Origin of the sequence: Streptomyces sp. NPDC059832 (genome assembly GCF_042731715.1) — a bacterium.
Taxonomy (GTDB): domain Bacteria; phylum Actinomycetota; class Actinomycetes; order Streptomycetales; family Streptomycetaceae; genus Streptomyces.
Map to the genome: position 1 here is coordinate 1 of NZ_JBHWIY010000015.1, position 25882 is coordinate 25882.

Sequence of the window (25882 nt, forward strand, 5' to 3'; positions counted from 1 at the left end):
GCCGGACAGAACAACTGCAGGACAGCCCAGCAGGGCGTCAGTCAGACCCTGAGCCACGACCACCGGAACCCGCTACGAGTATCAATGTCAGACCCCCCGCCTAGACTCGCAGGAGTCATGAGGATCAAGGCGATCAAGAGGACCGGGGCGGGAGGGGAGCGGGACCGATGACCACGGCACAACAGCAGCAGGACGCCTCCGCTGCCCGTCTCCTGCGCTGTGCCGCCGTGTTCCTGCCCGCACCGCTGCCGCGGGGCGGGAGCGTCGCCTTCTGGGATCCCGACGGCGGTCCCCTCCCGGAGCCGGGCGAGGTCTGCGGACACCCCGTGGACCCGGCAAGCCCCGCACCCGGTGCGCGTACGGCCGAGATCACCGTCGTCCGCCGGCACGGGCAGGGAGGCGACGCCCGCAGGCGTACGGTGCCCGCGGTCCTGCTGCCCGTCGCCGATGCGCTGCCGTTGCTGGTCCGGGCCCGGCACCAGGAGTCCGCCCACCCCGCCACGCGATGCTGGGGCGCCGCCGCGCTCCTCGCGCTCAACCTCGCGGCGCGCGGCAGACTGCTCCCCGGTCTGACGGGCGACGACCACGACGCCTGGCGGGCCGGGCCGCGCGACGCCGAGGACATCGCCCATCTCCGGGCGATCACCGCCGCCATGCCGGCCGAGGGGCACGCGGTCCCGCTGCCGGATCGCACACCGCTCCGGCTCCCCGACCCCGAGTGGCTGCTCGGTTCGTTCCTCGACGCGGTCGCCGACACCCTGCCCCGTACGCCCGCCGCGGCGTACGCGATGGGGGCCCCCTTCGCGGCCCGCGAGGCCCAGCACCTGCCGGGGGTCCGCGACTGGGCGGTCGAGGTCGCGGCCGGGCTCGACGCGGGCGTACGGGTGTCGCTGCGCCTCGACCTGTCGGCGTACGAACTCTTCGACACGGCCGATACGTACGACACCTCCGACGCCACCGGTTCCGCAGGGACCGATGCCACCGGCCCCGGCGACCGCACCGGAGGCGCCGCGCGGCACGCCGCCGCGGCCGTCACCCAGGTGCACAGCCTCGCCGACCCGACCTATGTCACCGACGCCGCCGCGCTGTGGAACGGCGGGGCGGGCGAGCCGTTCGGCCCGCGGGCCAAGGTCGACGCCGTGCTCGCCCTGCGCCGCGCCGCCCGCGTCTGGGCGCCGCTGGAGCGGTTGCTGGACCAGCCGGTGCCCGATGTGCTCGCCCTGGCGGAGGACGAGCTGTACGAGCTGCTCGGCGACGCCGGAGCCCGGCTGGCGGCGGCCGGAGTGAGCGTTCACTGGCCCAGGGAGCTCGTCCGCTCGCTCACCGCCTCCGCCGTCGTGCGGCCCGCGCCCGGCTCGGCCACCGACGGCACCTCGTTCTTCGACGCCGAGCAGCTCTTCGCCTTCGACTGGCAGCTCTCGCTGGGCGACGAGCAGCTCACCGAGGCGGAGATGGACGTCCTCGCGGAGGCCCACCGGCCGGTGGTGCGCCTGCGGGACCAGTGGGTCGTCGTCGACCCCGCGCTCGTACGCAAGGCACGCAAGCGGGAGCTCGGCCTGCTCGATCCGGTCGACGCCCTCGCCGTCGCCCTGACCGGCACCGCCGAGGTCGACGGCGAACAGGTCGAGGCCGTGCCCGTCGGGGCGCTGGCCGCACTCCGCGCGCGCATCACCGCCGACCACACCGCCATCGCCCCGCCGCCCGGCCTCGACGCCACGCTCCGCGACTACCAGCTGCGCGGCCTGGCCTGGCTGGACCGGATGACCTCGCTCGGCCTCGGCGGCTGTCTCGCGGACGACATGGGCCTGGGCAAGACGATCACCCTCATCGCCCTCCATCTGCACCGCGCCCATCCCGCGCCCACCCTGGTGATCTGCCCCGCCTCCCTCCTGGGCAACTGGCACCGGGAGATCAACCGCTTCGCCCCCGGTGTCCCCGTGCGCCGCTTCCACGGCACCGACCGCACGCTCGCCGAGCCCGACGGCGGCTTCGTCCTCACCACGTACGGCACGATGCGTTCCAGCGCCGCCCAACTGGCCGGCCACAGCTGGGGACTGATCGTCGCCGACGAGGCCCAGCACGTGAAGAACCCGCAGTCCTCCACGGCGAAGGCGCTGCGCACCATCCCGGCCCCGGCCAGAGTCGCCCTCACCGGCACCCCGGTGGAGAACAACCTCTCCGAGCTGTGGGCCCTGCTCGACTGGACCACTCCCGGTCTGCTCGGCCCCCTCAAGGCCTTCCGTGCCCGGCACGCCCGTATCGTCGAGAACACCGGTACGGCTGCCGGGCTCGCCAACGACGAAGCGGTCGAACGGCTCTCCCGCCTGGTCCGGCCCTTTCTCCTGCGCCGCAAGAAGTCCGACCCGGGCATCGCCCCCGAACTGCCGCCCAAGACGGAGACCGACCACCCCGTCTTCCTCACCCGCGAGCAGGTCACGCTCTACGAGGCGGCGGTCCGCGAGACGATGGCGTTCATCGAGGCCTCGGAGGGCATCGCCCGGCGCGGCCTGATCATGAAGCTGCTGGCCTCGCTCAAGCAGATCTGCAACCACCCCGCGCAGTATCTGAAGGAGGAGCCGACCCGCCTCGTCGGCCGTTCCGGAAAGCTCGCCCTGCTCGACGAACTCCTCGACACGATCCTCGCCGAGGACGGTTCCGTCCTCATCTTCACCCAGTACGTGACCATGGCCAGGCTGCTCTCCGCCCACCTCGCCTCGCGTGCCGTCCCCTCCCAGCTCCTGCACGGCGGAACGCCGGTCGCCGAGCGGGAACGGATGGTGGACCGCTTCCAGTCCGGCGAGGTCCCCGTCTTCCTGCTCTCCCTCAAGGCGGCGGGCACCGGACTCAATCTCACCAGGGCCGCCCATGTCATCCATTACGACCGCTGGTGGAACCCGGCCGTCGAGGAACAGGCCACGGACCGGGCGTACCGCATCGGCCAGACGCAGCCCGTGCAGGTGCACCGGCTGATCGCGGAAGGCACCGTCGAGGACCGGATCGGCGAGCTGCTGGAGGCGAAGCGCGCCCTGGCCGACACGGTCCTCGGGACCGGCGAGACCGCGCTGACCGAGCTCAGCGACCGCGACCTGGCCGATCTCGTCTCGCTCCGGAGGCCGGCATGAGCCCCCGCCCGCACAGCGGTCACGACCCCCGTCCCGCCGCCCGCCCGCGCCCCGGCCCCGACGACCTGCGGCGCACCTTCGAGGCCGTACCGCCCCGCACCTCCGACGGCGACGAACCCTTCGCGGACAGCTGGTGGGGCCGTGCCTGGGTGGCCGCCCTGGAATCCCTCTCGATGGACGAGGGCCGGCTCTCCCGCGGCCGTACGTACGCCGACAGCGGCAAGGTCGCCGCGATCACCGTCACCCCCGGACGGGTCGTCGCCTACGTCCACGGCAGCCGCCCCCGCCCCTACCGCTGCGAACTGCGGCTGCGGATCCTCGCCGACCCCGACTGGGACACCTTTCTCGACGCCGTCGCGGCCCGGCCCGGCCACCTCGCCGCGCTGCTCACCAAGGAGATGCCGCACTCGCTGGCCGACACGGCGGCCGAGGCCGGCATCGGGCTGCTGCCCGCCGCGGGAGACCTCGACCCCGGCTGCTCCTGCCCGGACCACGGCTGGCCCTGCAAGCACGTGGCCGCGCTCTGCTACCAGATGGCGCGGCTCCTGGACACCGACCCGTTCGTCCTGCTGCTGCTGCGCGGCCGGGGCGAACGGGAGCTCCTCGAAGAGCTGGGCCGCCGCAACGCCGCACATTCCGCCCGGGAACGTCCCACGGCCCCCGCCGCCCCCTCCGTACCGGCCCGCGAAGCCCTGGCCGACCGCTATCTTCCGCCGCTCCCCGCCCCACTGCCGGTGCTGCCGCATCCCGCACAGCCACCCTCGTACCCGAGCCTGCCCGGGGCGCGCGACCCGCTCGCCCTCGACCACCTCGCCACGGACGCGGCGGCCCGCGCGCACGCGCTCCTCACCACCGGCCGTGACCCGCTCGCCGGACTCACCCCCTGGCAGGACGCGGTACGGCTGGCCGCGTCCCGTCCCACCGCCGGGCTCACCGCCACCACCCGCGCCCTCTACCGCGAGCTGGCGTACGCCACCGGCCGCACCACCACCGACCTGGCACGGGCGGTCGCGGCCTGGCGCCAGGGCGGCGCCGGAGGGCTCGCCGTCCTCGAAACCCCCTGGGACCCCCCGGCCGGCCCCTTCGACCGGGCCCGCCCCGCACTCTCGGCAGCCGGCTTCCCGCGCTTCCAGCCCCGGCGCAACCACCTCACACACCCCGGCGGCACACTCCAGCTCCGCTTCGGCCACGACGGCCGTTGGTACGGCTACGAATCCGAGCCGGGCGAGGACGACTGGTGGCCCCGCGCGACCCCGGACACCGACCCGGTGAGCGCGCTCATGGAGCTCAGCGGGGGCTGAACCCGACCGGGCCGTTCGGGCCTCAGCAGCTCTGCAGACGGACGAAGAGAACGATCAGGAGCACGGCGACGATCGGCAGCACGATCAGCCGGCCTTGCGGAACCCCTCGTTCTCCTGGCCGGACCGGCCCCGGTCGGCGCCGTCAGCGAGGCAGTACGGCAGCGACGACATCCCGGGCGAAGTCCGGCGGTACCGGTTCGCGGCGGAGCAGCACCCGCATCCAGACCGCCCCCGCGATCAGGTCCAGCAGCAGCATCGGGTCGGCGTCCACGGGGAGTTCGCCGCGAGCGGCGGCGCGGGTGAAGACCGGCTGTTCACGGGAGAAGCGATCGGCGAAGAAGTCGCGGGTGAGCGAGGCGAGTTCGTCGTCGGGCAGGCCGGTGCCCGAGGTCATGGCGCGGGCCACGGGTTCCGTGCGCCCGTTGGTGAGCAGGCCGGTGATCTGTTCGGTGAGGGCGATCAGATCACCGCGGAGGCTGCCGGTGTCGGGGATGTCGATGTCGAGGACCCGGGCATGGATCAGGGCCGCCCGCAGGAGCGCCGGTTTCGAGGGCCACCAGCGGTAGATCGTCGTCTTGTTGACCCCGGATTCCTGGGCGACGGCCTCGATGGTGAGCCGGGCGTAGCCGCGTTCCGCGAGATGGCGCAGCGTGGTGTCGAAGATCGCCTCAGCGGCGCGGGGGCCCCGGCCAGGACGGCGGTTCACGGTCGGGTCGGACATGAGCACTCCAGAGAAAAGCAACGCAACGTTGCGTTGCGCTGTAGGGTGCTGTCATCGTACTGCGACGCGGGAGGCCCGGGGTATGGCGGAGGCGACGGTTTCCAAGGCGGTGACCTGGGGGCTGCTCGCCGCCTGGGTGGCCAACGACCTGGAGGAGCTGGCCACCATGGCCGGCTGGGCGCGGGCCGCCCGGCCCGTGCTCCAGGAGCGGTTCCCGGGGGTGCCCGAAGCGGTCTGGGAGCGGATGGAGCTCTCGCAGCGGGACGTCGATGTCGCGATCGGCCTCATGGGCGGGGTCATGGCGGCGGCGTCGGCGGACGGGGCGCGCACCGGCGGCCGCAGCCCGTTCTTCCGGAGCGTGCTGGTCGGCTTCGGGGTGCACGGCATCGCGCACCTGGCGCTGTCGCTGGCGTACCGGGGCTACACGCCGGGGGTGCTCACGGCGCCGACGGTCGTCATTCCGTACTCGGTCTGGGCCCTGCGGCGGCTGAAGGCGGCCGGTATCAGGAGCGGCGGCGCCGGCGCGACCGCTGCGGCACTGGCGCTTCTTCCGGTGACCGTGGCGGGAGTTCACGCGCTGGCGCACCGGATCAACCGGCCGCGCGGGCGCGGGGCCCGCGCGGCGGTGTGACCGGGCGGTGGCCGGGTGTCAGAAGTCGGCGGTCGTGCGTTCCTCCAGCCGGGCCACCGAGTCCTGGGCGTAGGCCTTCTCGTAGGCGTCGCGGATCCGCTCGATCTGGGCGTCGCGCACACGGGCCTCGGACACGGGGTAGAGCAGGGTCAGTTCGTAGCTGCGCTCCCGTTCGATGACTCCGTTGGAGTCCCGCCACTGCCCCCGGCCGTCCTGGATGGTCAGTCCGTTCGGGAAGCGCGGTGTGACCTCCTCGTCGATGAAGGCCAGGAATTGACGATCGGTCACATCAGGTCCGCCGTCGGGGCGTTCGGTGCCGAAGAACAGTCGGGTCTCGATGTAGGCCTTCCCGCGCGAGGCGAGGGCCGACGCCGTGGGCCGCGAGGCCGCGGGGGCCTCGTCGCCGAGTGTGGCGTACGCGACGGGCGTTCCCACGGTCAGTACGGCCAGGGCGGTGGCCGTCGCGGTGAGCGCGGTGTGCTTCCTGGGGCCGGTGAGGCCCTCCGGGACGGTGAAGCGGGGAAGACGAGGCAAGGCGAGGACCTTCGTTCGGCGCCTGGAGGAGGCGGTGACGGGTGGTGTCCGGACGCGGCTGGGGGAGAGGCCCGCGAGGGCGGAGTCCGTGCGCGAGCGGAGAGCCTGCGGGCCGGTGGTGCGGATGCGCGGGCCTCACTGTGACAAGCGGTCCCCGCCGGACAGCGGCAGGGACATGGGCATCCGGCGGAAACCACCCGTACGGGTCGGTCCGGGGCACTGCCGTAATCCCGCTGCGCCCCGCGGCCCAGGCCGGTCGGCGATCCACGTGGGCGGCGACGACGGCACGGTCCTGGGGGCCGCCTGGCGCCGGCTCACCGGATCGGTCGTCGGGCCCGCGTTCACCACCGCGAGCACGCTCCTCGGAGTTACGCGGCTCGGCTTCCCCGGACAGCTGATCGAGGTCGACCTCACCGCGGCACTGCCCGACTGACATCCGGGGGCGGGCCATTCGAAAAGTCGTTTGTCCCGGCCGACTTGACGTTGCTAGCGTCCTCGACGTGGCGAAACTCAATCAGATCATCGCAGTGGAGAAGGGCGTCAAGTCCAAGGCTCACCAGGACCTGACGGCGGCGCATCACGGCCTTCAGAAGACCGGCCTGCTGGCCGGGATCTCCCGGACGTACCAGCCGAAGGACGAGGAGGGCGAGCAGCTGCCGCCCGAGTCGACGCTGGTGCAGATCAAGGCCGAGGACGTGCTGCGGGAGACCGCGGCGACCCTGACCCGGCTCTTCGATGTGACCGCCACGAAGGACTGGGCCAACTGCACGGCCCGCGCGGACGTGAAGGTCGACGGACGGGTGCTCGTGAGCGAGGTGCCGGTCTCGTATCTGCTCTTCCTGGAGAAGCAGTTGACGGATCTCAACACCTTCGTCCGCAAGCTGCCGGTGCTCGACGCCGCGGAGGCCTGGACCCAGGACCCGTCGACGGACTCCTGGAAGACCGAGCCGGTGCGGACCCTCCGTACGAAGAAGGTGCCCCGCAACCACGTGAAGGCGGAGGCCACCGACAAGCACCCGGCGCAGGTCGAGGTGTACTACGAGGACATCCCGATCGGGTACTGGACGACGGTGAAGTTCTCCGGCGCCCTTCCCGCGCGGCGCGTCAACGAGATGCTGGACCGGGTGGAGAAGCTCCAGCAGGCCGTGAAGTACGCCCGCGAGGAAGCCAACGGCGCGGACGTCACCGACCGGCGGGTGGGTGATGCGGTATTCGGTTACCTCTTCGGGTGACCGACCATTGATTCCCCGGCCGACTCATTTCGGCCGGGGTGCGCGAGGAGCGCAAGCTGAAACTGAAGCTTGTCGTGACGACGCGGTTCCAGTGGAGGTTCGAGTCCTCCCCCCGGCATTCCGTGCCTCCCGCACACGAACGGGCCGGGGTGGCCCAAATGGAAGAGGCAGACCGCGATCAATCTCAGACTCTTGCTCCAGACTCAGCATTCGCCACCCATCGCCGAATCAAACGGGCCCGTGCCCATGGGCGTCGAGATGCCGGTTCGACTCCGGCTCGCAGAGCTTCGATCTGCGGTCGTCTAAAGGCAGGACGCGGCGACATAAACCTGACACGGGTCCTTAAAAGTGTCGGCGTGCCGAATGGGTGGCACACCAGGGCCCGGGGGCCGGCTACGCCCCCGGGCCCGCTCCCGTCTCCGGCGACGTGCGGCTCGATCCCGCGACGCGCCGCTCAGACGCTCGCGGGCAGCGACACCCCGCGCCCCGCGAAGAAGCGCTCGAAGTCGGGCAGCGCGAGCTCCGCGGCCCGCGTTCCCGCCGTCGTGCCCGACGGGTTGTGGAAGTGGACGCCCGTGCCGTCGGCCGTACGGGAAGTCAGCAGCACCAGATGTCCGCCCCGCCCGGGAGCCGGCCGCCCGGGGTACCGGATGCCGTAGTGCACCGAGGCCATCACCGTCCGGCCGCCGTCCAGCAGACCGAGGATCTCCTCCGGCGCGAGATGGCGGTGCACCGTGGCGTCCACACCGTGCACCTCGCGTGCGTACTCGGCGAAGGGGGCGTAGATCAGACCCCGGATCTCGCCCTGCGCGTCCTGCGTGTACGCGCCGTACCGGAGCGCCCCGTCGCGCAGCGCGAACAGGGACGGGGCCCCGGCGCCGAGTGCCATGCGCAGGCAGGTCATACCGCACAGATGACCCGACCAGCGCGCGTACTCGGCCGGTGACGCCGCCCCCGACTCCGCCCAGGCCGGGTCGGTGGCCGGATCGAGTCCGTCCTCCACGATCGGGCCGACGAGCCCGGACGAGGCGAACTGGGTATGGACGGGAAAGCGGCAGGTGGAGCAGGTCATCGGGGGCATCCGATCACTGGCGGTATCCGGTCAGGAAGCGGCCGATGCGGCTGATCGCCGCGTCGAGATCGTCAGCGTACGGGAGCGTGAGGATCCGGAAGTGGTCGGGCCGCGGCCAGTTGAAGCCGGTGCCCTGCACGACCTGGATCTTCTCCCGCAGCAGCAGATCCAGCACGAACTTCTCGTCGTCGACGATGCGATGCACCTTCGGGTCTAGGCGCGGGAACGCGTACAGCGCGCCCTTCGGCTTCACGCACGACACCCCGGGGATCTCGTTCAGCTTCTCCCAGGCCCGGTTGCGCTGCTCGTACAGCCTGCCGCCCGGCGCGACCAGCTCCCGGATCGACTGCCGGCCGCCGAGCGCGGCCTGAATGGCGTACTGCGCGGGCGCGTTGGGGCACAGGCGCATGGAGGCGAGCGTGGTCAGCCCCTCCAGATAGTTGCGGGCGTGCTGCTGCGGGCCGGAGACCACCATCCAGCCGGAGCGGAAGCCCGCCACGCGGTACGTCTTCGACAGGCCGCTGAAGGTGAGGCAGACCAGGTCGGGGGCGAGGGCCGCCACGCTGTGGTGCTCGGCGTCGTCGTACAGGATCTGGTCGTAGATCTCGTCGGCGAACACCATCAGGCCGTGCCTGCGCGCCAGGTCGAGGATGCCTTCGAGGATCTCGCGCGGGTAGACGGCGCCGGTCGGGTTGTTCGGGTTGATGATCACGACGGCCTTGGTGCGGTCGGTGATCTTCGAAGCCATGTCGGCGAGGTCCGGGTTCCAGTCCGACGCCTCGTCGCAGGTGTAGTGCACGGACTTGCCGCCCGCGAGGGTCACCACCGCGGTCCACAGCGGATAGTCGGGGGACGGGACGAGCACCTCGTCGCCGTCCTCCAGCAGCGCCTGGACGGCCATCGAGATCAGCTCGGAGACACCGTTGCCGAGGAAGATGTCGTCGACCCCGACGTCCGGCAGCCCCATCGCCTGGTAGCGCTGCGCCACCGCCCGGCGGGCGGACAGGATGCCGCGCGAATCCGTGTAGCCGTGGGCCTGCGGAAGCATCCGGATCATGTCCTGGACGACCTCCTCCGGCGCCTCGAATCCGAAGAGCGCGGGGTTGCCCGTGTTGAGCCGGAGCACGCTGTGGCCCGCCTCCTCCAGGGCGTTGGCGTGCTCGATGACCGGGCCCCGGATCTCGTAACAGACCTCGTTGAGCTTGCTGGACTGCCGGAATTCCATGCGGTGGCCTCCCCGACCTGATTGCGATACTTGGTTTTACCAAGCTCAGGCTTGGAAAGTCCAACAACATGTCTAGACTGCGTCGCATGCCACGTCAGCAACAGCCCGCAACGCGCCCGGTCCGCCGCCGGAGCTACGACCAGTTCTGCGCCACCGCACGGGCCCTCGATTCCGTGGGCGACCGGTGGACCCTGCTGATCGTCCGTGAACTGCTGGCGGGCCCCCGCCGCTACACCGATCTCCACGCCGACCTGCCCGGCGTCAGTACGGACGTGCTCGCCTCCCGGCTCAGGGACATGGAGCAGAGCGGCCTCGCCACCCGCCGCCGGCTCCCGCCGCCCGCCGCCGCCTCGGTCTACGAACTGACCGGCCGCGGCCACGGCCTGATGCCGGTGCTCGCCGCGCTCGCGGAGTGGGGTGCGCCCGAGCTCGCCGAACGGCGGCCCACCGACGCGGTGCGGGCCCACTGGTTCGCTCTCCCGCTGCTGCGTGCGCTGGACGGGCTGACCCACGCCGGGGTCGTCGAAGTGCACCTGGCAGAGGGCGAGTTCCACGTGCGTGCCGGTGATGCGGAGGACGGGTCGGCTGTCTACGGGGATGGTCCCGCCGCCCGCGCCGATGCCCGCATCGCGCTCGACGTCGAGGTCTGCCTGGAGCTCGCGCAGGGCGGGCTGACCCTCGCCGAGGCCGTCGAGAACGGGCGCGTCGAGGTGTCGGGCGACGGGCCGCTCGCCGCCGAGCTGCGCGGCGAGTGACGGAGCGGCCCGAAGGCTTCCCGCGTCGACTCCCGTGGGGGCCGGAGGAGTTGACCGGCCCGGGGCGATCTCCGGGCGCCGACGCGGTGGGCCCGTCGTCAGTTGGCGAGCGTCTCCCCGTACGCCCCGAAGCCGGAGATCACCAGCCCGTCGCGGAAGGTCAGCACCTCGCTGACCCGGCCGCCGATCTGGTTGCGGTAGTCGATCACCAGGGCGTGGACGCTCACCCGGACGTCCACCAGCTCGAACCGCAGCTCGGGGATGCGCTCCAGGCTCGTCGCCCAGTACGCCCGCAGCGCCTCCTTGCCGTGCACCGTGCCGGACGCGTCGCCGGTCATCTGCGCGATCACGGGTGAACTGAACGTCACGTCGTCGTGGTAGTGCGTCAGAATGCGGTCCAGGTCATGGGAGTTCCAGCCGTCCAGCCACTCGGCGGCGAACGTGCGGGCGAATTCGAGGTTCATGGGGACGATCGTAGGAGGCGGACCCGCCGGGAACGGAGCATTTTTCTGACGAGGGGAGAGAGGCCATGCATGCGGAGGACCCCCGGGACCGGACGAGCGCGGGTGAACTCGACCCGGTGCGCCGCGCCGCGTTCGCACAGGACCTGACGCGGGCGCTCACCGCGCACTGCCCCGGTTCGCGGGCGGAGCTGCGGGGCTCGCTCGCCCGCGGAACAGCGGACGCGTACAGCGACATCGACATCGCCTGGACCGTGCCCGGCGACCGGTTCGGCACCTGCCTCGCCGCCGTCCCGGGCGTGCTCGAAGCGGTTTCGCCCCTGGACTCCCTGCGTACGGATCCCGAGTCGCGGAACTCCCGCGAGCGGCGGCTGCTCTTCGCCGCCTTCCGCGGGCTTCCGCTGTTCTGGCGCGTGGACCTGGAGATCAGGGCGTCACCGGGCGCCCACCGGTCCGGCCACGGCCAGGACGTCCCCGCGACGGACGGCGACGACTGGTCGCGGCCGGCGAGCGCGCTGGCCAACGCGGTCGCCGCGACGAAGGCCGTACTGCGCGGACAGCCGCAGAACGCCCAGGGGCTGCTGGAGCGCGGCCTCCGGCGCGTCGACGCGCCGGACGGCGGGTCCGGACGATGGTTCGACGACATCCGCCGGCTCGCCGATACGGCGGCCGACCGCGAACCCGGCCTGCGCCCGCTCGCCGATCGTGTGCTGCGCCTCGCCGAGGGCCACCGGGCACAGCTCATGTGGTGGACGTTCCCCGCCGACGTACGCGAGCGGATCGACGCGCTGGTCCTGGCGGGCCGGACCATCCAGGCCGTCCACGCGATGCGGGAGTGCGGCATCGAGCCCCGTCCGGAGCTGCACACCTGCGTGGACGTGCTCGAAGGGCGCCACCGCGCGCTCGCGGACCGCATGCCGCCATCGCCCCGCCACGACGTGGACGCCCTGGCCGCAGCTGCCGGCGCCCTGCCCCGTGCCCCCGTCGCCGTCGAGGCGGTCCGGGACGGCGACACCCGGGGCTGGATCGTGGTGCTGACCGCGGTCCTGGCCCGGCCGTGGGAGAGCGTCGCCCTGGCCGACTTCCGGATCGGCGCGGCGGGTACCGGCGAGGCGGAGCGGACGGGACGGGAACTGGCGGAGCGGCTCGGCGTCCCGTTCCGCTTCGCCGGCCCCGACGAACCCGACGAGGGCGCCCCCCGGTGGTGGGACGGCCGGGTCTGAGCACCGGAGCCGGGGCGATGATGGTCGGGTGCGATTCGAAGCGATCACCTGGGAGCGGCTGGCCGAAGCCTTCGCCGCACGTGCCGACGCCCTCGAACCCGCCGACGGCGGGCCCTGGCTGAAGGTCGCCGTCGACGGCGCTCCGGCGGCCCGTACCGGGGAGCCGGCCGAGCGCGTCGCACAGGCGTTGCGGGTCCGGGGCCGTGCGGTGCTGGTCGTGTCCACCCAGGGATTCCTGCGGCCGGCGAGTCTCCGGTACGAGTACGGCAAGGAGGATCCCGACTCGTACTACGACAGCTGGTTCGACACGGGCGCGCTGTGGCGCGAGGTCTTCGGGCCGCTGGAGGCCGGCGGGAGCGGGCGGGTGCTGACCGATCTCTGGGATCCGCTGACCGACCGGGCCACGCGCAGCCCGTACCGGCCGCTGCCCGAGGGTGGAGTGCTGGTGATGCACGGCCCGTTGCTGCTGGGGCACTGGTTCCCGTTCGATCTGAGTGTCCATCTGCGGTTGTCGCCGGGCGCGCTGCGGCGGCGCACCGAGGAGGGCGAGCGCTGGACGTTGCCCGCTTTCGCGCGGTACGAGGACGAGGCGGCGCCCGGCGAACGTGCGGACGCGGTCGTGCGGGCCGACGATCCGCTGCACCCGGCCTGGACCGGGTGGGGCGGGGCGGCGACCTGACGGTGTGGTCAGGGCCGGGGCGACGAACCGATGTGTGCTCAGGGCCGGGGCGGCGACCCGACGTCCTGGTCAGGGGCCGGGGCGGCCGCCCACGGTGGTGACCGCCTCCGCCCCCGCCCGGCATCCCGCCGCCGCGGCCGAGGCGTCGTCCGCCCCCGCCAGGTGCGCCGCGAGGAATCCGCCGGTGAACGCGTCGCCCGCCCCGGTCGAGTCCACCGCTCCGCGCACCTGAACGGCCGGGACGCGCCGGGTCACCGCGCCCGCGGCGGCAAGCAGCGCCCCGCCCTCGCCGAGCGTGACGACCACCCGGCTCGCCTGGAGGCTCAACTTGGCCGCGGCGTCCGCCGGTTCGGGCAGTCCGGTGAGCAGCCGGGCCTCGTCCGCGTTGGGCAGCAGCAGGTCGACGCCCTCCACGGCGCTCAGGAACCGGTCGGCGCCCAGCTCGGCGAGGAAACCGGCCGAGGCCGGGTCGACGCTCACCGGGATCCGTCGCCGCCGCGCCTCCCGCAGGGCGAGCAGGGCCGTCGCACGGCTCGTCGCGGCGAAGAGGAGGTAGCCGGAGAGGTGGAGATGGGCGATGCCGTCCAGCATCGACGGTGACCAGTCGTCGGCGGAGAGGCGGATCACGGCGCCGCTGTCGGTGAGGAAGGTGCGCTCGGCGGCGGAGTCGACGAGCGCGACGACGGTGGCGGTCGGCGCGTCGTCGTCCACGGCCAGCAGGCAGCGCACCCCCGCCCGCCGCAGTGCCTCCCGGTGCCAGTCCGCGCTGTCGGCGCCGACCCTGGCCAGCAACCGTACGTCGGAACATCCCGAACGGGCCGCCCAGCAGGCGACGTTGGCCCCCGCGCCGCCGGGCAGGGTGCGGATCCTGGCCGGGGTGTCCGTGCCGTGGACCAGCGTCGTTCCGTGCCGGGCCACCACGTCCGTGACCACGTCCCCGATGACGAGCAGACCGCCGTCGGTCATGCTCCGGCCTCCGGGTCCCGGGGCGTGGCGGCCCACGCGCCGGAGATCCGCGCGGCAAGCGCTACGTTTCCGCGCACGGCCGCCAGATTGGCCTCCAGCGAAGCGCCCCCGGTTCCCCGCATCAGCCGGTCCAGCAGGAACGGTGTGACGGCCTGGCCCACGATGCCGCGTTCCCGGCATTCCTCCAGGGCCTCGGCCAGCACGCGGTCATGGAGCGCGGGATCCAACTGGTCCGCCACGGGCACGGGGTTGGCGACGACCAGCGCGGAACCGGGGCCACCGAGCACGTCCTGGGCCCGCATCACCCCCGCGACCTCCTCGGGTGTCCGCACCGTCCAGTCGACCGGCTCGCCCGAACTGGTCAGATAGAAGCCGGGGAAGCGGTCGGTGCCGTAGCCGAGCACTGCGACGCCGAGTGTCTCCAGGCGCTGAAGCGTGGCCGGGACGTCCAGGATCGACTTCACCCCCGCGCACACCACGGTGATGCCGGTCCGTGCGAGGAGCCGGAGATCCGCGGACTCGTCCTGGGTCCGGGTCCATTCCCGGTGTACGCCGCCGAGTCCGCCGGTCGCGAAGACGCGCAGGCCCGCGCGCGCGGCCAGGAAGGCCGTCGCGGACACGGTCGTCGCCCCGCTCGCGCCCGTCGCCAGGGCCGGCGCGAGGTCCCGGTGCCCCAGCTTCCGCATCGCGGGGTCCGCGGCGACACGCTCCAACTGGGCCTTGTCCAGGCCGATATGGGCCCTGCCGTCGAGTACGGCGATCGTCGCGGGCACCGCGCCCGCGGACCGTACGAGCCCTTCGAGTTCCTCGGCGACCCGCAGATTGCGGGGGCGCGGCAGACCGTGGGCGATGATCGTCGACTCCAGGGCCACGACGGGGTGGTGCGTGGCGAGGGCCGCCCGTACCTCGGGGGAGAGGGCGGGGGCGCAGGGATATGCGCTGTGCGACGCGTTGGATGACATGTCCACATCCCTGTCGCGGGCGCACCCGCCTCAAACGTGCGACCGGAGTGGCGGATGCGTACGGGGCGGGCCGGACGGGCCGGGTCCGTGCCGTCCCCTCCCGGCGCATCCTGCTGCGGAGTCGCTTTCCGGCGGTCGCTAAGGTGACCGGCCATGACCACATTTGATCAAGCTCCTGCCTCGTTCGCCGTGCACATTCCGGACGCCGAACTCGAACCGGAACCGCTCGACCCCGCGCAGATCGTCTCGGGCGAGCCCGTGGTGACCGGCAAGGTGCTCTGGGAGTCGCCCGACGGCAAGCAGGTGCGCGGGATCTGGCAGATCACGCCCGGCGTGGTCACGGACACCGAGGCCGACGAACTCTTCGTGGTCGTCAGCGGGCGCGCCACCGTCGCGGTCGAGGGCGGTGCGACGCTGGAGGTCGGCCCGGGGGACGCCGCCGTGCTGCGCGAGGGCGACCGTACGACGTGGACCGTGCACGAGACGCTGCGCAAGGCGTACCACATCAACCTCTGAGGCCTCAGAGGTCGCGTGGAGACGCCGGTGCCGTGGGCCGGGCGAGTGCCCGGCGCAGCGCCAGCGCCGCCATCGGCAGCAGCAGACATGCTCCGACCACGTTCAGCCAGCCGTAGCTCGCCCGCGCGACGACGACGCCGGCGACGGCTCCGCCGATGCCCGCCGCCGTGTTCATGGTCAGATCCGACAGACCCTGCACGGCGGCGCGGGCCGCCTGCGGCACGGAGTCGGTGAGCAGCGCCGAACCGGCGACCAGCCCCGCCGACCAGCCGAGACCGAGCATGAAGAGACCGGCCGCCGTCTGCCCGTGGCTGGGGCCCGCGGTTCCGGCCAGCAGCGCGGCGCAGGAGAACAGCCCGACCGCCAGACCGATCACGGCGAGCCGGCCGAAGCGGTCCGACAGCCAGCCCATCACCGGGGAGAACGCGTACATCCCCGCGATATGGCCGCTGATGACCAGGCCGATCAGCTGGAGACCGGCGCCGTGGTGGCCCAGATCGACCGGGGTCATCACCATGATCGAGACCATCGTGGTGTGCGAGACGGCCACCGTCACCAGCGCCAGCCGTGCCATCGGCGAGGCCCGGACGGCCGCGACCCCGGCACGCAGTGAACGGCCGGCCGGGGACCCGTCGCCCTGCGGCGCCAGCGCCCGCGCCGTGAGCAGCGGGTCCGGCCGCAGCAGCGCCCCGACCACCACGGCGGCCAGCAGGAAGATTCCGGCCGCGAAGACGAAGGGACCCGCCTTCTCGGATATTGCGGTGCCGCGGAAGACATGGCCCACCGGGGCGGCGATGTTCGGCCCGAGGACGGAACCGATGGTGGTGGCCCAGATGACGGTGGAGATCGCCCGGCCGCGCCGGTCGGGCTCGGCCAGATCCGCGGCGGCGAACCGGGCCTGCAGATTGGCCGAGGACCCCGCGCCGAACCCGGCCATGCCGAGCAGCAGCAACGGGAAGCTCTCCACGAGGGTGGACAGGACCACGAGCCCCGCGCCGAGCGCACCGATCAGATACGCCAGTACCAGACCGGGGCGCCGGCCGCGTGCGGTCATCAGCGCGGCCAGCGGCAGTGAGAGCAGCGCGGTCCCGGTCACCGAAGCGGTCGGGGCCAGACCGGACAGCGCCTCGGAGCCGCTCACCTCCGTGGCCAGCACGGGGGCCAGGGCGATACCGATGGGCACGCCGAGGCCGCCGAGTATCTGGCTGCCGATGAGCACCGCCGACGTTCTGCGCCGCAGCCCGGGTAGCTCGGCCGCCGAGACCCGGGCGGCGGGACCGCCGGGCCCGGTGGGGGTGTCAGGTGCGTCAAGGGTGTTGGTCACTGGCGCAGTGTGCCAGTCCGTACACAGGTACGAAACCGGGTTCGGGACGGACGCGGCCGGCACGCCCCGGCGCGCAGGAGCCCGGGATCGCCCGGCGCGAAGCCTCCGGCGACCGGCTCAGAACAGTGGTTGGGGCAGCACGCCCTCCAGCGCCAGCAGCTGCCGCTTGGTCTCGACACCCCCGCCGAAACCGCCGAGCCCGCCGTCGCTCTCCACCACCCGGTGGCACGGCACCACCACCGGCAGCGGATTGGACGCCATGGCCACCCCGACCGCCTGCGCGGCTCCCGGCTGCCCCACGCGACCGGCGAGATCCCCGTATCCGACGACCGTCCCGTACGGTACGCCCGTCGCCAGCTCGCGGAGCACCCGGCGGTTGAATCCGGAGGTCAACGACCAGTCCAGGTCGAGCGAGAACTCCCGCGACGAGCCCGCGAAGTACGCCGCGAGCTGGCGTATCGGCTCGGCGAGCCGGGCGGAGCCGGGACTCTCCACCGGCTCCGCGCCGAGCCGTGCCCGCAGCTGCCCCACCGCCTTGTCCCGCACCTCGGGACGGGCGTGGAAGGCCACGCTCACCAGGCCCGCGCCGGTCGCGGCAAGGAGCAGCGGGCCGATGTCGCTCCCGACGACGGCCCACTCGACGACCCCGTTGCTGTTCATGGGAACCACCGTACGGCCGCCCACCGACAACCGGCCGCGGCCCCGGGTCAGCCCGTGGCCTCGCGCACCACGTCGGGGTTGTTGGTGATGATCCCGTCCACGCCGAGGCCCGCCACCTTCCGGGCGCTCGCCGCGTCGTTGACCGTCCAGGTGTTGACCCGGAGCTTCTTGCCGTGCGCGCCCTTCAGCGCGTGGACCGCGCTCACGTAGTCGGCCGAAATGGATGTGGAGGAGGGGTTGATCTGGTCGGTGAAGGCCGCGTACGACGGCAGATCGGCCACCGCGGGGGTGCCGAGGAAGCCCGTCGTGATGTCCGGGCGCAGCTGGTGCACCTTCTTCACGCTGTCCGCGCCGAAGCTCTGGATGACGAGCCGGTTCTTCACATGAGCGCGGTCGAGCCACCCCTTCTGGCGCAGCACCCGAAGGGTCTCCTTCTCGATGCCCGGGTAGATCTCGGGGCTCTTGATCTCCAGCAGCAGCTTCTGCCGGTTGCGCTCGATCCGGTCCAGGTACTGCTTGAGCGTGGGCACCCGGGTCCCGGCGAACTGCGGACCGAACCAGCTGCCCGCGTCCAGCCGGGCGATCTCCGCCGCCGTGAAGTCCTTGACCGCCCACGAGGTCCGGTCCGGGAAGACCTCCTCGACATCGGTGGTCCGCTTCAGATCGGTGTCGTGCACGACCACCAGTACGCCGTCCTTGGTGAACTGGACATCGTTCTCCACCCAGTCGAAGCCGAGGGCGTCGGCCTTGTCGACGGCGGCCAGGGTGTTCTCCGGCGCATAGGCCGAAGCGCCCCGGTGGGCGAAGACGACGGGGGCGGTCCGCTTCGCGTCCGTGGTCCGGGCGCTCACCGTGCTGATGCCGGTGACCGCGGTCACGTGCCCGGCGCCGGCCGTGGCGCTGTCCGGGGTCCGCGTATCGGCGGTCGACATCAGAAGGGCGCCGGTACCCGTCAGAGCGGCGGCGGCCAGAGCGGCGGTTGCGGTGCGTGCGTACACGTGTACTCCTTGCGTCAGAAGTTGCGGACGGGCCGAGAGTGACAGCCACGCCCCAACGGGGGACAGGCGAAGGATGGCCACAACGTGAACGCGGCCGCCGATGCCGGGTCACGGGCCGGATTCCCGCTCGATAAAATGCAGCTCTTCTGTTTGTTTGCCGGGACTTGCGCCTTAGGGTCACCCCGAACCCGGGCTTCCGCGAAGGGCGTACGAGCATGCAGGGCACGATCGACGGTTTCAGCTACGGAGCGGTGACGCCCGTCGCGGCCTTCCTCATGGCCTGCCTCGGCGCGGCCCTCGGACTGCGTTGCACGAACCGTTCGCTGCGCACCGAGCGTTCCTTCAAGGCAGGCTGGCTGGCCCTCGGTGCGACGTCCATCGGCTCCGGCATATGGACGATGCACTTCATCGCGATGATGGGCTTCTCCGTCGACGGGGTGACCATCGGCTACGACAAGCCGATCACCTTCGCCAGTCTCGCGGTCGCCGTCGGCATGGTCGGCGTCGGCATCTTCATCGTCGGATACCGCGGCGCCACCAGAATGGCCCTGGTGACGGGCGGCACCATCACCGGACTCGGCGTGGCCACCATGCACTACCTGGGCATGGCCGGAATACGTCTCGAAGGACAGCTCGAGTACGACACGTTCACCGTGGCCCTCTCCGTCGTCATCGCCGTGGTGGCCGCCACGACCGCGCTCTGGGCGGCCGTCTCCATCAACGGTTTCCTGCCCAGTCTCGGGGCCAGCGTCGTCATGGGCGTCGCGGTGAGCGGCATGCACTACACCGGCATGGCCGCGCTCAGCGTCCACCTGCACCCCGGCGCCCTTCCCGACAACGCTCCGGCCGACGGGGCGACCGCACCGCTCGTGCCGCTGCTGATCGGTCCCGGCTGCTTCCTGCTCCTTGCCGCGGTGGTCGTGATGTTCGATCCGCTGATGGTGATGGGCACCCCGGACTGGAACGACCCCGGGGCCCTGAAAGGGGCCGGCCGGCCGGCCGGAATCCCGGCCCAGCGGCAGGTGCCGCGGTTCGGAACGCATGCCGACCCGGCGTCGTTCCACTCCCGGCCGCGCGACCCCGCGCCGCCGGGAGAATGGTGACCCCGGCCCGGTACGCCGGCTGACCCGGCCCGGTTGTCAGTGGCGGGTCGTACGGTGGTTGCATGCGGCCCGTTTCGAAGATCGAACGTTCGGTGGCGCCTTTCGAGGTCGTCAGTCCCTACCAGCCCAGCGGCGACCAGCCCGCGGCCATCGCCGAGCTGGAGCGGCGCATCCGCGCGGACGAGAAGGACGTCGTCCTGCTCGGCGCGACCGGCACCGGTAAATCGGCGACCACCGCGTGGATGATCGAGAAGCTGCAGCGCCCCACGCTCGTGATGGCGCCGAACAAGACGCTCGCCGCCCAGCTGGCGAACGAGTTCCGCGAACTGCTGCCCAACAACGCCGTCGAGTACTTCGTCTCGTACTACGACTACTACCAGCCCGAGGCGTACGTCCCGCAGTCGGACACCTACATCGAGAAGGACTCCTCGATCAACGAGGAGGTCGAGCGGCTGCGCCACTCCGCGACGAATTCGCTGCTCACCCGGCGCGATGTCGTCGTGGTCGCTTCCGTCTCCTGCATCTACGGCCTCGGTACGCCCCAGGAGTACGTGGACCGGATGGTCCAGCTCAAGGTCGGCGACGAGATCGACCGGGACCAGCTGCTGCGCCGTTTCGTCGAGATCCAGTACACCCGCAACGACCTCGCGTTCACCCGGGGCACCTTCCGGGTCCGCGGCGACACCATCGAGATCTTCCCGGTCTACGAGGAGCTCGCCGTCCGCATCGAGATGTTCGGCGACGAGATCGAGGCGCTCTCCACCCTCCACCCGCTCACCGGCGAGGTGATCAGCGAGGACCAGTCCCTCCACGTCTTCCCCGCCAGCCACTACGTCGCGGGCCCCGAGCGCATGGAGAAGGCGGTCAGCGGCATCGAGCAGGAGCTGGAGCAGCGCCTCGCCGAGCTGGAGAAGCAGGGCAAGATGCTGGAGGCCCAGCGGCTGCGGATGCGCACCACGTACGACATCGAGATGCTCCGGCAGATCGGCACCTGCTCCGGTGTCGAGAACTACTCGATGCACTTCGACGGCCGCTCGCCCGGCACCGCCCCCAACACCCTCCTCGACTACTTCCCCGAGGACTTCCTCCTCGTCCTCGACGAGTCGCACGTCACCGTGCCGCAGATCGGCGCGATGTACGAGGGCGACGCCTCCCGCAAGCGCACCCTCGTCGACCATGGCTTCCGGCTCCCCTCCGCGCTCGACAACCGCCCGCTGAAGTGGGAGGAGTTCCTGGGCCGGATCGACCAGACCGTCTACCTCTCCGCCACCCCCGGGAAGTACGAGCTGTCCCGGGGCGACGGCTTCGTGGAGCAGATCATCCGCCCCACCGGCCTCGTCGACCCGGAGGTGGTCGTCAAGCCCACCGAGGGTCAGATCGACGACCTGGTGCACGAGATCCGCACGCGGGCCGAGAAGGACGAGCGGGTCCTGGTCACCACCCTCACCAAGAAGATGGCCGAGGACCTCACCGACTACTTCCTGGAGCTCGGCATCCAGGTCCGCTATCTGCACAGCGACGTCGACACGCTGCGCCGCATCGAGCTGCTGCGCGAGCTGCGCTCCGGTGAGTACGACGTACTGGTCGGCATCAACCTCCTGCGCGAGGGCCTCGACCTGCCCGAGGTGTCGCTCGTCGCCATCCTCGACGCGGACAAGCAGGGCTTCCTGCGCTCGGGGACGTCCCTGATCCAGACCATCGGGCGAGCCGCCCGAAACGTCTCGGGACAGGTCCACATGTACGCGGACAAGATCACCCCGGCGATGGCGCAGGCCATCGACGAGACCAATCGCCGCCGCGAGAAGCAGATCGCCTACAACACCGAGCGCGGACTCGACCCGCAGCCGCTGCGGAAGAAGATCAACGACATCGTCGCGACGATCGCCCGCGAGGAGGTCGACACCGAGCAGCTGCTCGGCACCGGCTACCGCCAGGCCAAGGGCGCCAAGGCCCCCGTTCCCGCGCTGGGCACAAAGTCGGCCGGATCCAAGAAGGCCAGGAGCGGCGGCGAAACGGTCACCGACCGGCCCGCCACCGAACTCGCGGGAATCATCGAGGAGATGACCGACCGGATGCGGGCGGCCGCCGCGGACCTCCAGTTCGAGGTGGCGGCACGACTGCGCGACGAGGTCGGGGAGTTGAAGAAGGAGCTGCGCCAGATGCGGGAAGCGGGTCTCGCCTGAGCCCGCCGCACCTGGTGTGTTGCAGGACCGACACGAAACGGCCCCGAACGGTCGCGCCACCGGCGTGACTGCGTAGGGTTCTGGGAAACCGCGCACGGACGGTTGCGGGGAAAGCGGAGAGGGGACAGCGCGTGACGGTCAATATGACCAAGGGTCAGGCCATCAGCCTGCAGAAGAGCGACGGGGGGACCCTGACCGCGGTGCGGATGGGGCTCGGCTGGCAGGCGGCGCCGCGCCGGGGCCTGTTCGGTTCACGTACACGGGAGATCGACCTCGACGCATCGGCGGTGCTCTTCGCCGACAAGCAGCCGGTCGACGTGGTCTTCTTCCGCCACCTCGTCAGTGACGACGGCTCGGTCAAGCACACCGGGGACAACCTGGTCGGCGGCGCCGGTTCCGGTGGCGACGACGAGGCGATCCTCGTCGACCTGCAGCGGGTGCCGGTCCACATCGACCAGATCGTCTTCACGGTGAACTCCTTCACCGGCCAGACGTTCCAGGAGGTGCAGAACGCCTTCTGCCGCATCGTCGACGAGACCAACGGCCAGGAGCTCGCCCGCTACACGCTGGACGGCGGCGGGCAGTACACCGCCCAGATCATGGCGAAGGTGCACCGCTCGGGGAACGGGTGGCAGATGACCGCCCTCGGCAACCCGGCCAACGGCCGCACCTTCCAGGACCTGATGCCGGCGATCCTGCCGCACCTGTAGGCAGAGGCCGACCAAGGAGGGCACTGAAGATCTTCAGCACCCTCCGAGCCGGTACACATCGGTACCCGCAGCTCCCGGAGGCATCGGCCGCCGGGAGCTGCACCACATGGCGCCGCACCACACAGCGCCGCAGCGCGCGCGGCGCGCCACGCAGCAGCGACTCGTCGAGGGGACAGGGCAATGACGGCCGAGCTGGTCCGGGGGCAGAACCACACCTTGCCCCAGACCCGTCTGGAGATCCGGGTTTCGGCCGGCACGCCCGTCGTGGCCGGTGCCACGCTCGGTGACGAGAACGGCACGGTGCACGGCACCGAATGGATCGCCCACCCGGGATCGCCCCAGCTCCCCGGGCTCGAAGTGTCCAAACAGGCCGCCGCCGACCACCGGCTCGCCGTGGACCTCGACGCCCTGCCCGCCTCGGTGCACCGGGTCACCGTGCTGCTGGCCCTGCCGACGGGGGCCGGCGGCCCGGTCCGGTTCGGCGCGGTCGCCTCCCCGTTCGTCGCCGTCACCGGGCTCGACGGCACCGAGATCGCCACCTTCACCCTCACCGGCCTGGACACCGAATCCGCGGTCGCGGCCCTGGAGCTCTACCGCCGCCAGGGCGCCTGGAAGGTACGCGCCGTCGGCCAGGGCTATGCGGGCGGCCTCGATGCCATGCTCGCCGACCAGGGCCTGCCCCGGGCCGCCGAGCTGGCCCGCTCGATCCAGGACGCGGTCACCCGGGCGACGGCCCGCTCGGTCACCCCGCCCCCGCCGCGCACCCCGGACGCCGACCGGGTCGGATCCGGCACCGGCCCCGTACCGCCCCCGGACGGCCGCCGGCCCGCCGCCCAGCCGCCCCGGCCGCTCACGGAGCCCGCCACCCCGCCGCCCGCCGCCCCGACCGGCGGTCCCATCAACTACGCGCACCCGCGCCGCCAGGCCGCCGCACCCCCGCCGCCCCCTCCCACCGCGCCGCCCGCCGAGCCGGGCCGCCCCGCACAGCCCGTGGCCGGGGACGCGACCGGCTGGTCCATGGACGAGCGCCTCTACAACCAGATCTGGGGCATGTTCGAGGATCTGGCCCGCACCACCGCGGCCTACCGCAGCGCCGTCGACTTCGCCGAGTCCCGCATGGAACAGGAGCTCGACCGCGCCCTGTCCGACCCGCGCAGCCGGATCGGCGGCGCGGGGGACCGGGCCCGCGAGGAGGCCCGCGCCAAGCGCGACGAGCTGACCTCCCGGGCCCGCGAGGCCCTCGACCGCGATCTCGCCCAGCTCGTCGCAGAGGCCGCCGTGGTGGAGCCCGCGCTGCCCGCCGCGTTCGCGGGCTGGGACAACCCCGTCTGGCACGCCTACCGCGTCCCGATGGAGATCCCCATGGCGCTGCGCATCGGCGACCTCCACCTGCCCGAGAACCCCGGCCTGCGCATCCCGCTGCTGGTCCGGCTGCCGCTGGAGCGCGGGATCTGGATCGACAGCGGCCGCACGGCGTCCGAGGCCGCGGCCCTGATGGACGGCGCCCGGCTGCGCGGCCTCGCCATGGAGAGCGCGGTCGCGCACGCGGCCCGGCTGCTGGCCGTCTACCCGGCCGACGAGTTCTCGGTCCATGTCATCGACCCCGCGGGCTCCGCGGCCGGGGCGCTCGCTCCCCTGGTCCGGTCCGGGGTGCTCGCCGGGCCGCCCGCCTCCGGAGCCGGGGGCGTGGCCTCGGTCCTCGCCCGTCTCACCCGGCGCGTCGACCTGGTGCAGATGGCGATCCGGGCCGGCGCCGCCGACTCGCTTCCACCGGACGTGGACACGGGCGAGCAGCTGCTGATCGTCAACGACTTCCCGCACGGCTTCGACGACCGGTCCGTCACCCAGCTGCGCTACCTCGCCGACGAGGGGCCCTCGGTCGGCGTCCATCTGATGATGGTCGCGGACCGGGAGGACGCCGGCGCATACGGGCCGGTGCTCGACCCGCTGTGGCGCTCGCTGCTCCGGCTCACCCCGGTCGCCGACGACCACCTGGCCGATCCCTGGGTGGGCCACGCCTGGACGTATGAGCCGCCGCGGATGCCGCCGGGCAGCCGCGTTCTGGAGCAGGTGCTCGCCGCGGTGGCCGCGGCCCGGCGCCCCCGGCGTCCCTGAGCCCGGTGTGCCCGGCACGCATCCGGGCCGGGCACACCGGCACCGAGCACACACCACTCCGACCTGCGCTTTTGAATGATCTTTACCCTCTCCTTTACCTTTCCTTGGTATTCCCTGTACTGTTCTTTGGGCGGAGGGGAGTACTCCCATACGCGGCGTTCCCGTCAATACGGACCGTGACCGGTCCCGGGGCGCCGGCCCGTGGCGCGCATCCCGTGCGCCCGGGTGGAAGAGACCTCCGGCAGCGACGACGCTGATCAGTAGCCGTAGCGAACTGCCGGAGGCGCAGTGGACGTTTCATGGACCCTCTGGGTGCTGACCATTCTTGGTCTGTCAGCCCTTATCGCCGTCGACTTCTTCATCGGGCGCAAGCCCCATGACGTGACGACCAAGGAAGCCGGAATCTGGACGATCGTCTGGATCGCGCTGGCCGCCCTCTTCGGGCTCGGCCTGCTGCTCTTCGGCGAGAGCCAGGCATCGGGCGAGTTCTTCGCCGGCTTCATCACCGAGAAGTCGCTCAGTGTCGACAACCTCTTCGTCTTCGTCCTGATCATGGCGAAGTTCTCGGTCCCCTCGCACCTCCAGCAGCGGGTACTGCTGGTCGGTGTGCTGATCGCGCTGGTGCTGCGGGCGATCTTCATCGCCGCCGGCGCCGCCGTGATCGCCAACTTCTCGTGGGTCTTCTACATCTTCGGCGCGTTCCTGATCTACACCGCCTGGAAGCTCATCCAGGAGGCGCGGGCCGACGAGGAAGAGGAGGAGTTCGAGGAGAACCGCCTCCTCAAGACGATCGAGCGCCGCTTCGGGGTGGCCGACCGCTATCACGGCACCAAGCTCTTCATCCGGAACAACGGCAAGCGCGTCCTGACACCGCTGATGGTCGTGATGCTCGCCATCGGCACCACCGATGTGCTGTTCGCCCTGGACTCCATCCCCGCGATCTTCGGTCTGACCCAGGACCCGTACATCGTCTTCACCGCCAACGCCTTCGCCCTGATGGGGCTGCGGCAGCTGTACTTCCTGATCGGCGGGCTGCTGAAGAAGCTGGTCCACCTCAGCTACGGGCTCTCGGTCATTCTCGGCTTCATCGGGGTGAAGCTGGTGCTGCACGCGCTGCACGAGTCCGGGGTGCACGTCCCCGAGATCTCCATCCCGGTGTCGCTCGGCGTCATCTGCGGCGTGCTGGTGATCACCACGATCACCAGCCTCGTCGCCAACAAGAAGCAGGCCCGGACGGAGTCGGTCGAGGACGAGGCCGCCGACAAGGGCGCAGGCATCGACGCCTGATCGCGGTGGACGGCCCGGCGGCCGTCCACCCGGACGGCAACCGGCACCGGCCGGGGCGCGCAACGGTTCGTCGCCCGCCCCGGCCGGTGTCTTTCCGTACGG

At 71.9% G+C, this 25882-nt stretch carries 23 protein-coding genes and 2 pseudogenes; 15 read left to right on the forward strand and 10 right to left on the reverse strand.

Annotation, left to right across the window (positions count from 1 at the left end; translation table 11 throughout):
* Positions 1-167: 167 nt before the first annotated feature.
* Together ACFV8T_RS25305 and ACFV8T_RS25310 are read left to right on the forward strand one after the other, a co-directional pair.
* On the forward strand, positions 168-3122 hold the full coding sequence (locus ACFV8T_RS25305) for a DEAD/DEAH box helicase (protein WP_385331429.1): 2955 nt from the start codon (positions 168-170) through the stop codon (positions 3120-3122).
* Positions 3119-4423 (forward strand): SWIM zinc finger family protein, encoded by a 1305-nt coding sequence (locus tag ACFV8T_RS25310; RefSeq protein ID WP_385331432.1) that lies wholly within the window; start codon positions 3119-3121, stop codon positions 4421-4423. The genes ACFV8T_RS25305 and ACFV8T_RS25310 overlap by 4 nt, the downstream gene beginning before the upstream one ends.
* Positions 4424-4565: 142 nt before the next feature.
* Here the strand turns inward: ACFV8T_RS25310 and ACFV8T_RS25315 are convergent, their stop codons facing one another.
* Positions 4566-5144 carry a TetR/AcrR family transcriptional regulator gene (locus tag ACFV8T_RS25315; RefSeq protein ID WP_385331435.1) on the reverse strand — a complete coding sequence of 193 codons (579 nt, stop codon included), beginning with the start codon at positions 5142-5144 and terminating at the stop codon, positions 4566-4568.
* Positions 5145-5226: 82 nt separating this feature from the next.
* On the opposite strand from ACFV8T_RS25315, the gene ACFV8T_RS25320 reads away from it, so the two are divergent.
* A complete protein-coding gene (locus ACFV8T_RS25320; RefSeq protein WP_385331438.1) occupies positions 5227-5775 on the forward strand; it encodes an HXXEE domain-containing protein in 549 nt (182 codons plus the stop codon).
* Between the two features lie 18 nt (positions 5776-5793).
* Here the strand turns inward: ACFV8T_RS25320 and ACFV8T_RS25325 are convergent, their stop codons facing one another.
* Positions 5794-6309 (reverse strand): DUF3574 domain-containing protein, encoded by a 516-nt coding sequence (locus ACFV8T_RS25325; RefSeq protein ID WP_385331441.1) that lies wholly within the window; start codon positions 6307-6309, stop codon positions 5794-5796.
* A 280-nt stretch (positions 6310-6589) separates the two neighbouring features.
* Between ACFV8T_RS25325 and ACFV8T_RS25330 the strand changes: the two are divergent.
* The 3 genes and pseudogenes from ACFV8T_RS25330 to ACFV8T_RS25340 all read left to right on the forward strand — a co-directional run.
* Positions 6590-6742, forward strand: a pseudogene (locus ACFV8T_RS25330) (RidA family protein); the annotation flags it as partial.
* Positions 6743-6809: 67 nt separating this feature from the next.
* A complete protein-coding gene (locus tag ACFV8T_RS25335) occupies positions 6810-7541 on the forward strand; it encodes a hypothetical protein (RefSeq protein WP_385331444.1) in 732 nt (243 codons plus the stop codon).
* A gap of 32 nt (positions 7542-7573) precedes the next feature.
* Positions 7574-7659 (forward strand): annotated as a pseudogene (locus tag ACFV8T_RS25340).
* Between the two features lie 336 nt (positions 7660-7995).
* Here the strand turns inward: ACFV8T_RS25340 and ACFV8T_RS25345 are convergent.
* Positions 7996-8613 (reverse strand): peptidase, encoded by a 618-nt coding sequence (locus ACFV8T_RS25345; RefSeq protein ID WP_385331447.1) that lies wholly within the window; start codon positions 8611-8613, stop codon positions 7996-7998.
* Between the two features lie 13 nt (positions 8614-8626).
* The gene (locus ACFV8T_RS25350) at positions 8627-9838 is read right to left on the reverse strand and encodes a pyridoxal phosphate-dependent aminotransferase (protein WP_385331450.1); all 1212 of its coding nucleotides are present in this window, start codon (positions 9836-9838) and stop codon (positions 8627-8629) included.
* A gap of 86 nt (positions 9839-9924) precedes the next feature.
* On the opposite strand from ACFV8T_RS25350, the gene ACFV8T_RS25355 reads away from it, so the two are divergent.
* A complete protein-coding gene (locus ACFV8T_RS25355) occupies positions 9925-10593 on the forward strand; it encodes a winged helix-turn-helix transcriptional regulator (RefSeq protein ID WP_385331453.1) in 669 nt (222 codons plus the stop codon).
* A 98-nt stretch (positions 10594-10691) separates the two neighbouring features.
* Here ACFV8T_RS25355 and ACFV8T_RS25360 read toward each other — a convergent pair whose 3' ends face one another.
* Positions 10692-11057, reverse strand: coding sequence for a nuclear transport factor 2 family protein (locus ACFV8T_RS25360; protein WP_385331456.1), 366 nt, complete (start codon positions 11055-11057; stop codon positions 10692-10694).
* Positions 11058-11122: 65 nt separating this feature from the next.
* Here ACFV8T_RS25360 and ACFV8T_RS25365 point away from each other — a divergent pair, with 65 nt between their 5' ends.
* Complete coding sequence (locus ACFV8T_RS25365) at positions 11123-12277, forward strand: hypothetical protein (protein WP_385331459.1); 1155 nt, start codon at positions 11123-11125, stop codon at positions 12275-12277.
* Positions 12278-12305: 28 nt separating this feature from the next.
* Positions 12306-12956, forward strand: a complete 651-nt coding sequence (locus ACFV8T_RS25370; RefSeq protein ID WP_385331462.1) for a uridine kinase — start codon at positions 12306-12308, stop codon at positions 12954-12956.
* A 69-nt stretch (positions 12957-13025) separates the two neighbouring features.
* On the opposite strand, the gene ACFV8T_RS25375 is transcribed toward ACFV8T_RS25370, so the two are convergent.
* On the reverse strand, positions 13026-13922 hold the full coding sequence (locus ACFV8T_RS25375) for a carbohydrate kinase family protein (protein ID WP_385331464.1): 897 nt from the start codon (positions 13920-13922) through the stop codon (positions 13026-13028).
* Entirely contained in the window at positions 13919-14884 is a 966-nt protein-coding gene (locus ACFV8T_RS25380; protein ID WP_385331467.1) for a pseudouridine-5'-phosphate glycosidase, read from the reverse strand. Before ACFV8T_RS25380 ends, ACFV8T_RS25375 begins: the two co-directional genes overlap by 4 nt.
* 153 nt (positions 14885-15037) lie before the next feature.
* Here ACFV8T_RS25380 and ACFV8T_RS25385 point away from each other — a divergent pair, with 153 nt between their 5' ends.
* Positions 15038-15400, forward strand: coding sequence for a cupin domain-containing protein (locus ACFV8T_RS25385; RefSeq protein WP_385331470.1), 363 nt, complete (start codon positions 15038-15040; stop codon positions 15398-15400).
* Positions 15401-15404: 4 nt separating this feature from the next.
* Here ACFV8T_RS25385 and ACFV8T_RS25390 read toward each other — a convergent pair whose 3' ends face one another.
* From ACFV8T_RS25390 to ACFV8T_RS25400, 3 genes are all read right to left on the reverse strand, one after another.
* A complete protein-coding gene (locus tag ACFV8T_RS25390; protein ID WP_385331472.1) occupies positions 15405-16724 on the reverse strand; it encodes an MFS transporter in 1320 nt (439 codons plus the stop codon).
* Between the two features lie 117 nt (positions 16725-16841).
* A complete protein-coding gene (locus ACFV8T_RS25395) occupies positions 16842-17384 on the reverse strand; it encodes a methylated-DNA--[protein]-cysteine S-methyltransferase (RefSeq protein WP_385331475.1) in 543 nt (180 codons plus the stop codon).
* 47 nt (positions 17385-17431) lie between these two features.
* A complete protein-coding gene (locus tag ACFV8T_RS25400; RefSeq protein ID WP_385331478.1) occupies positions 17432-18382 on the reverse strand; it encodes a glycerophosphodiester phosphodiesterase in 951 nt (316 codons plus the stop codon).
* Positions 18383-18597: 215 nt separating this feature from the next.
* Here ACFV8T_RS25400 and ACFV8T_RS25405 point away from each other — a divergent pair, with 215 nt between their 5' ends.
* The 5 genes from ACFV8T_RS25405 (at position 18598) to ACFV8T_RS25425 (ending at position 25780) form a co-directional block, all read left to right on the forward strand.
* A complete protein-coding gene (locus ACFV8T_RS25405) occupies positions 18598-19485 on the forward strand; it encodes an MHYT domain-containing protein (protein WP_385331480.1) in 888 nt (295 codons plus the stop codon).
* 62 nt (positions 19486-19547) lie between these two features.
* Positions 19548-21668 carry an excinuclease ABC subunit UvrB gene (gene uvrB / locus ACFV8T_RS25410; protein WP_385331483.1) on the forward strand — a complete coding sequence of 707 codons (2121 nt, stop codon included), beginning with the start codon at positions 19548-19550 and terminating at the stop codon, positions 21666-21668.
* 131 nt (positions 21669-21799) lie between these two features.
* Entirely contained in the window at positions 21800-22378 is a 579-nt protein-coding gene (locus tag ACFV8T_RS25415; protein ID WP_073747806.1) for a TerD family protein, read from the forward strand.
* A gap of 180 nt (positions 22379-22558) precedes the next feature.
* Complete coding sequence (locus tag ACFV8T_RS25420) at positions 22559-24493, forward strand: TerD family protein (protein WP_385331486.1); 1935 nt, start codon at positions 22559-22561, stop codon at positions 24491-24493.
* 288 nt (positions 24494-24781) lie between these two features.
* Entirely contained in the window at positions 24782-25780 is a 999-nt protein-coding gene (locus ACFV8T_RS25425; protein ID WP_385331489.1) for a TerC family protein, read from the forward strand.
* Positions 25781-25882: the final 102 nt, after the last annotated feature.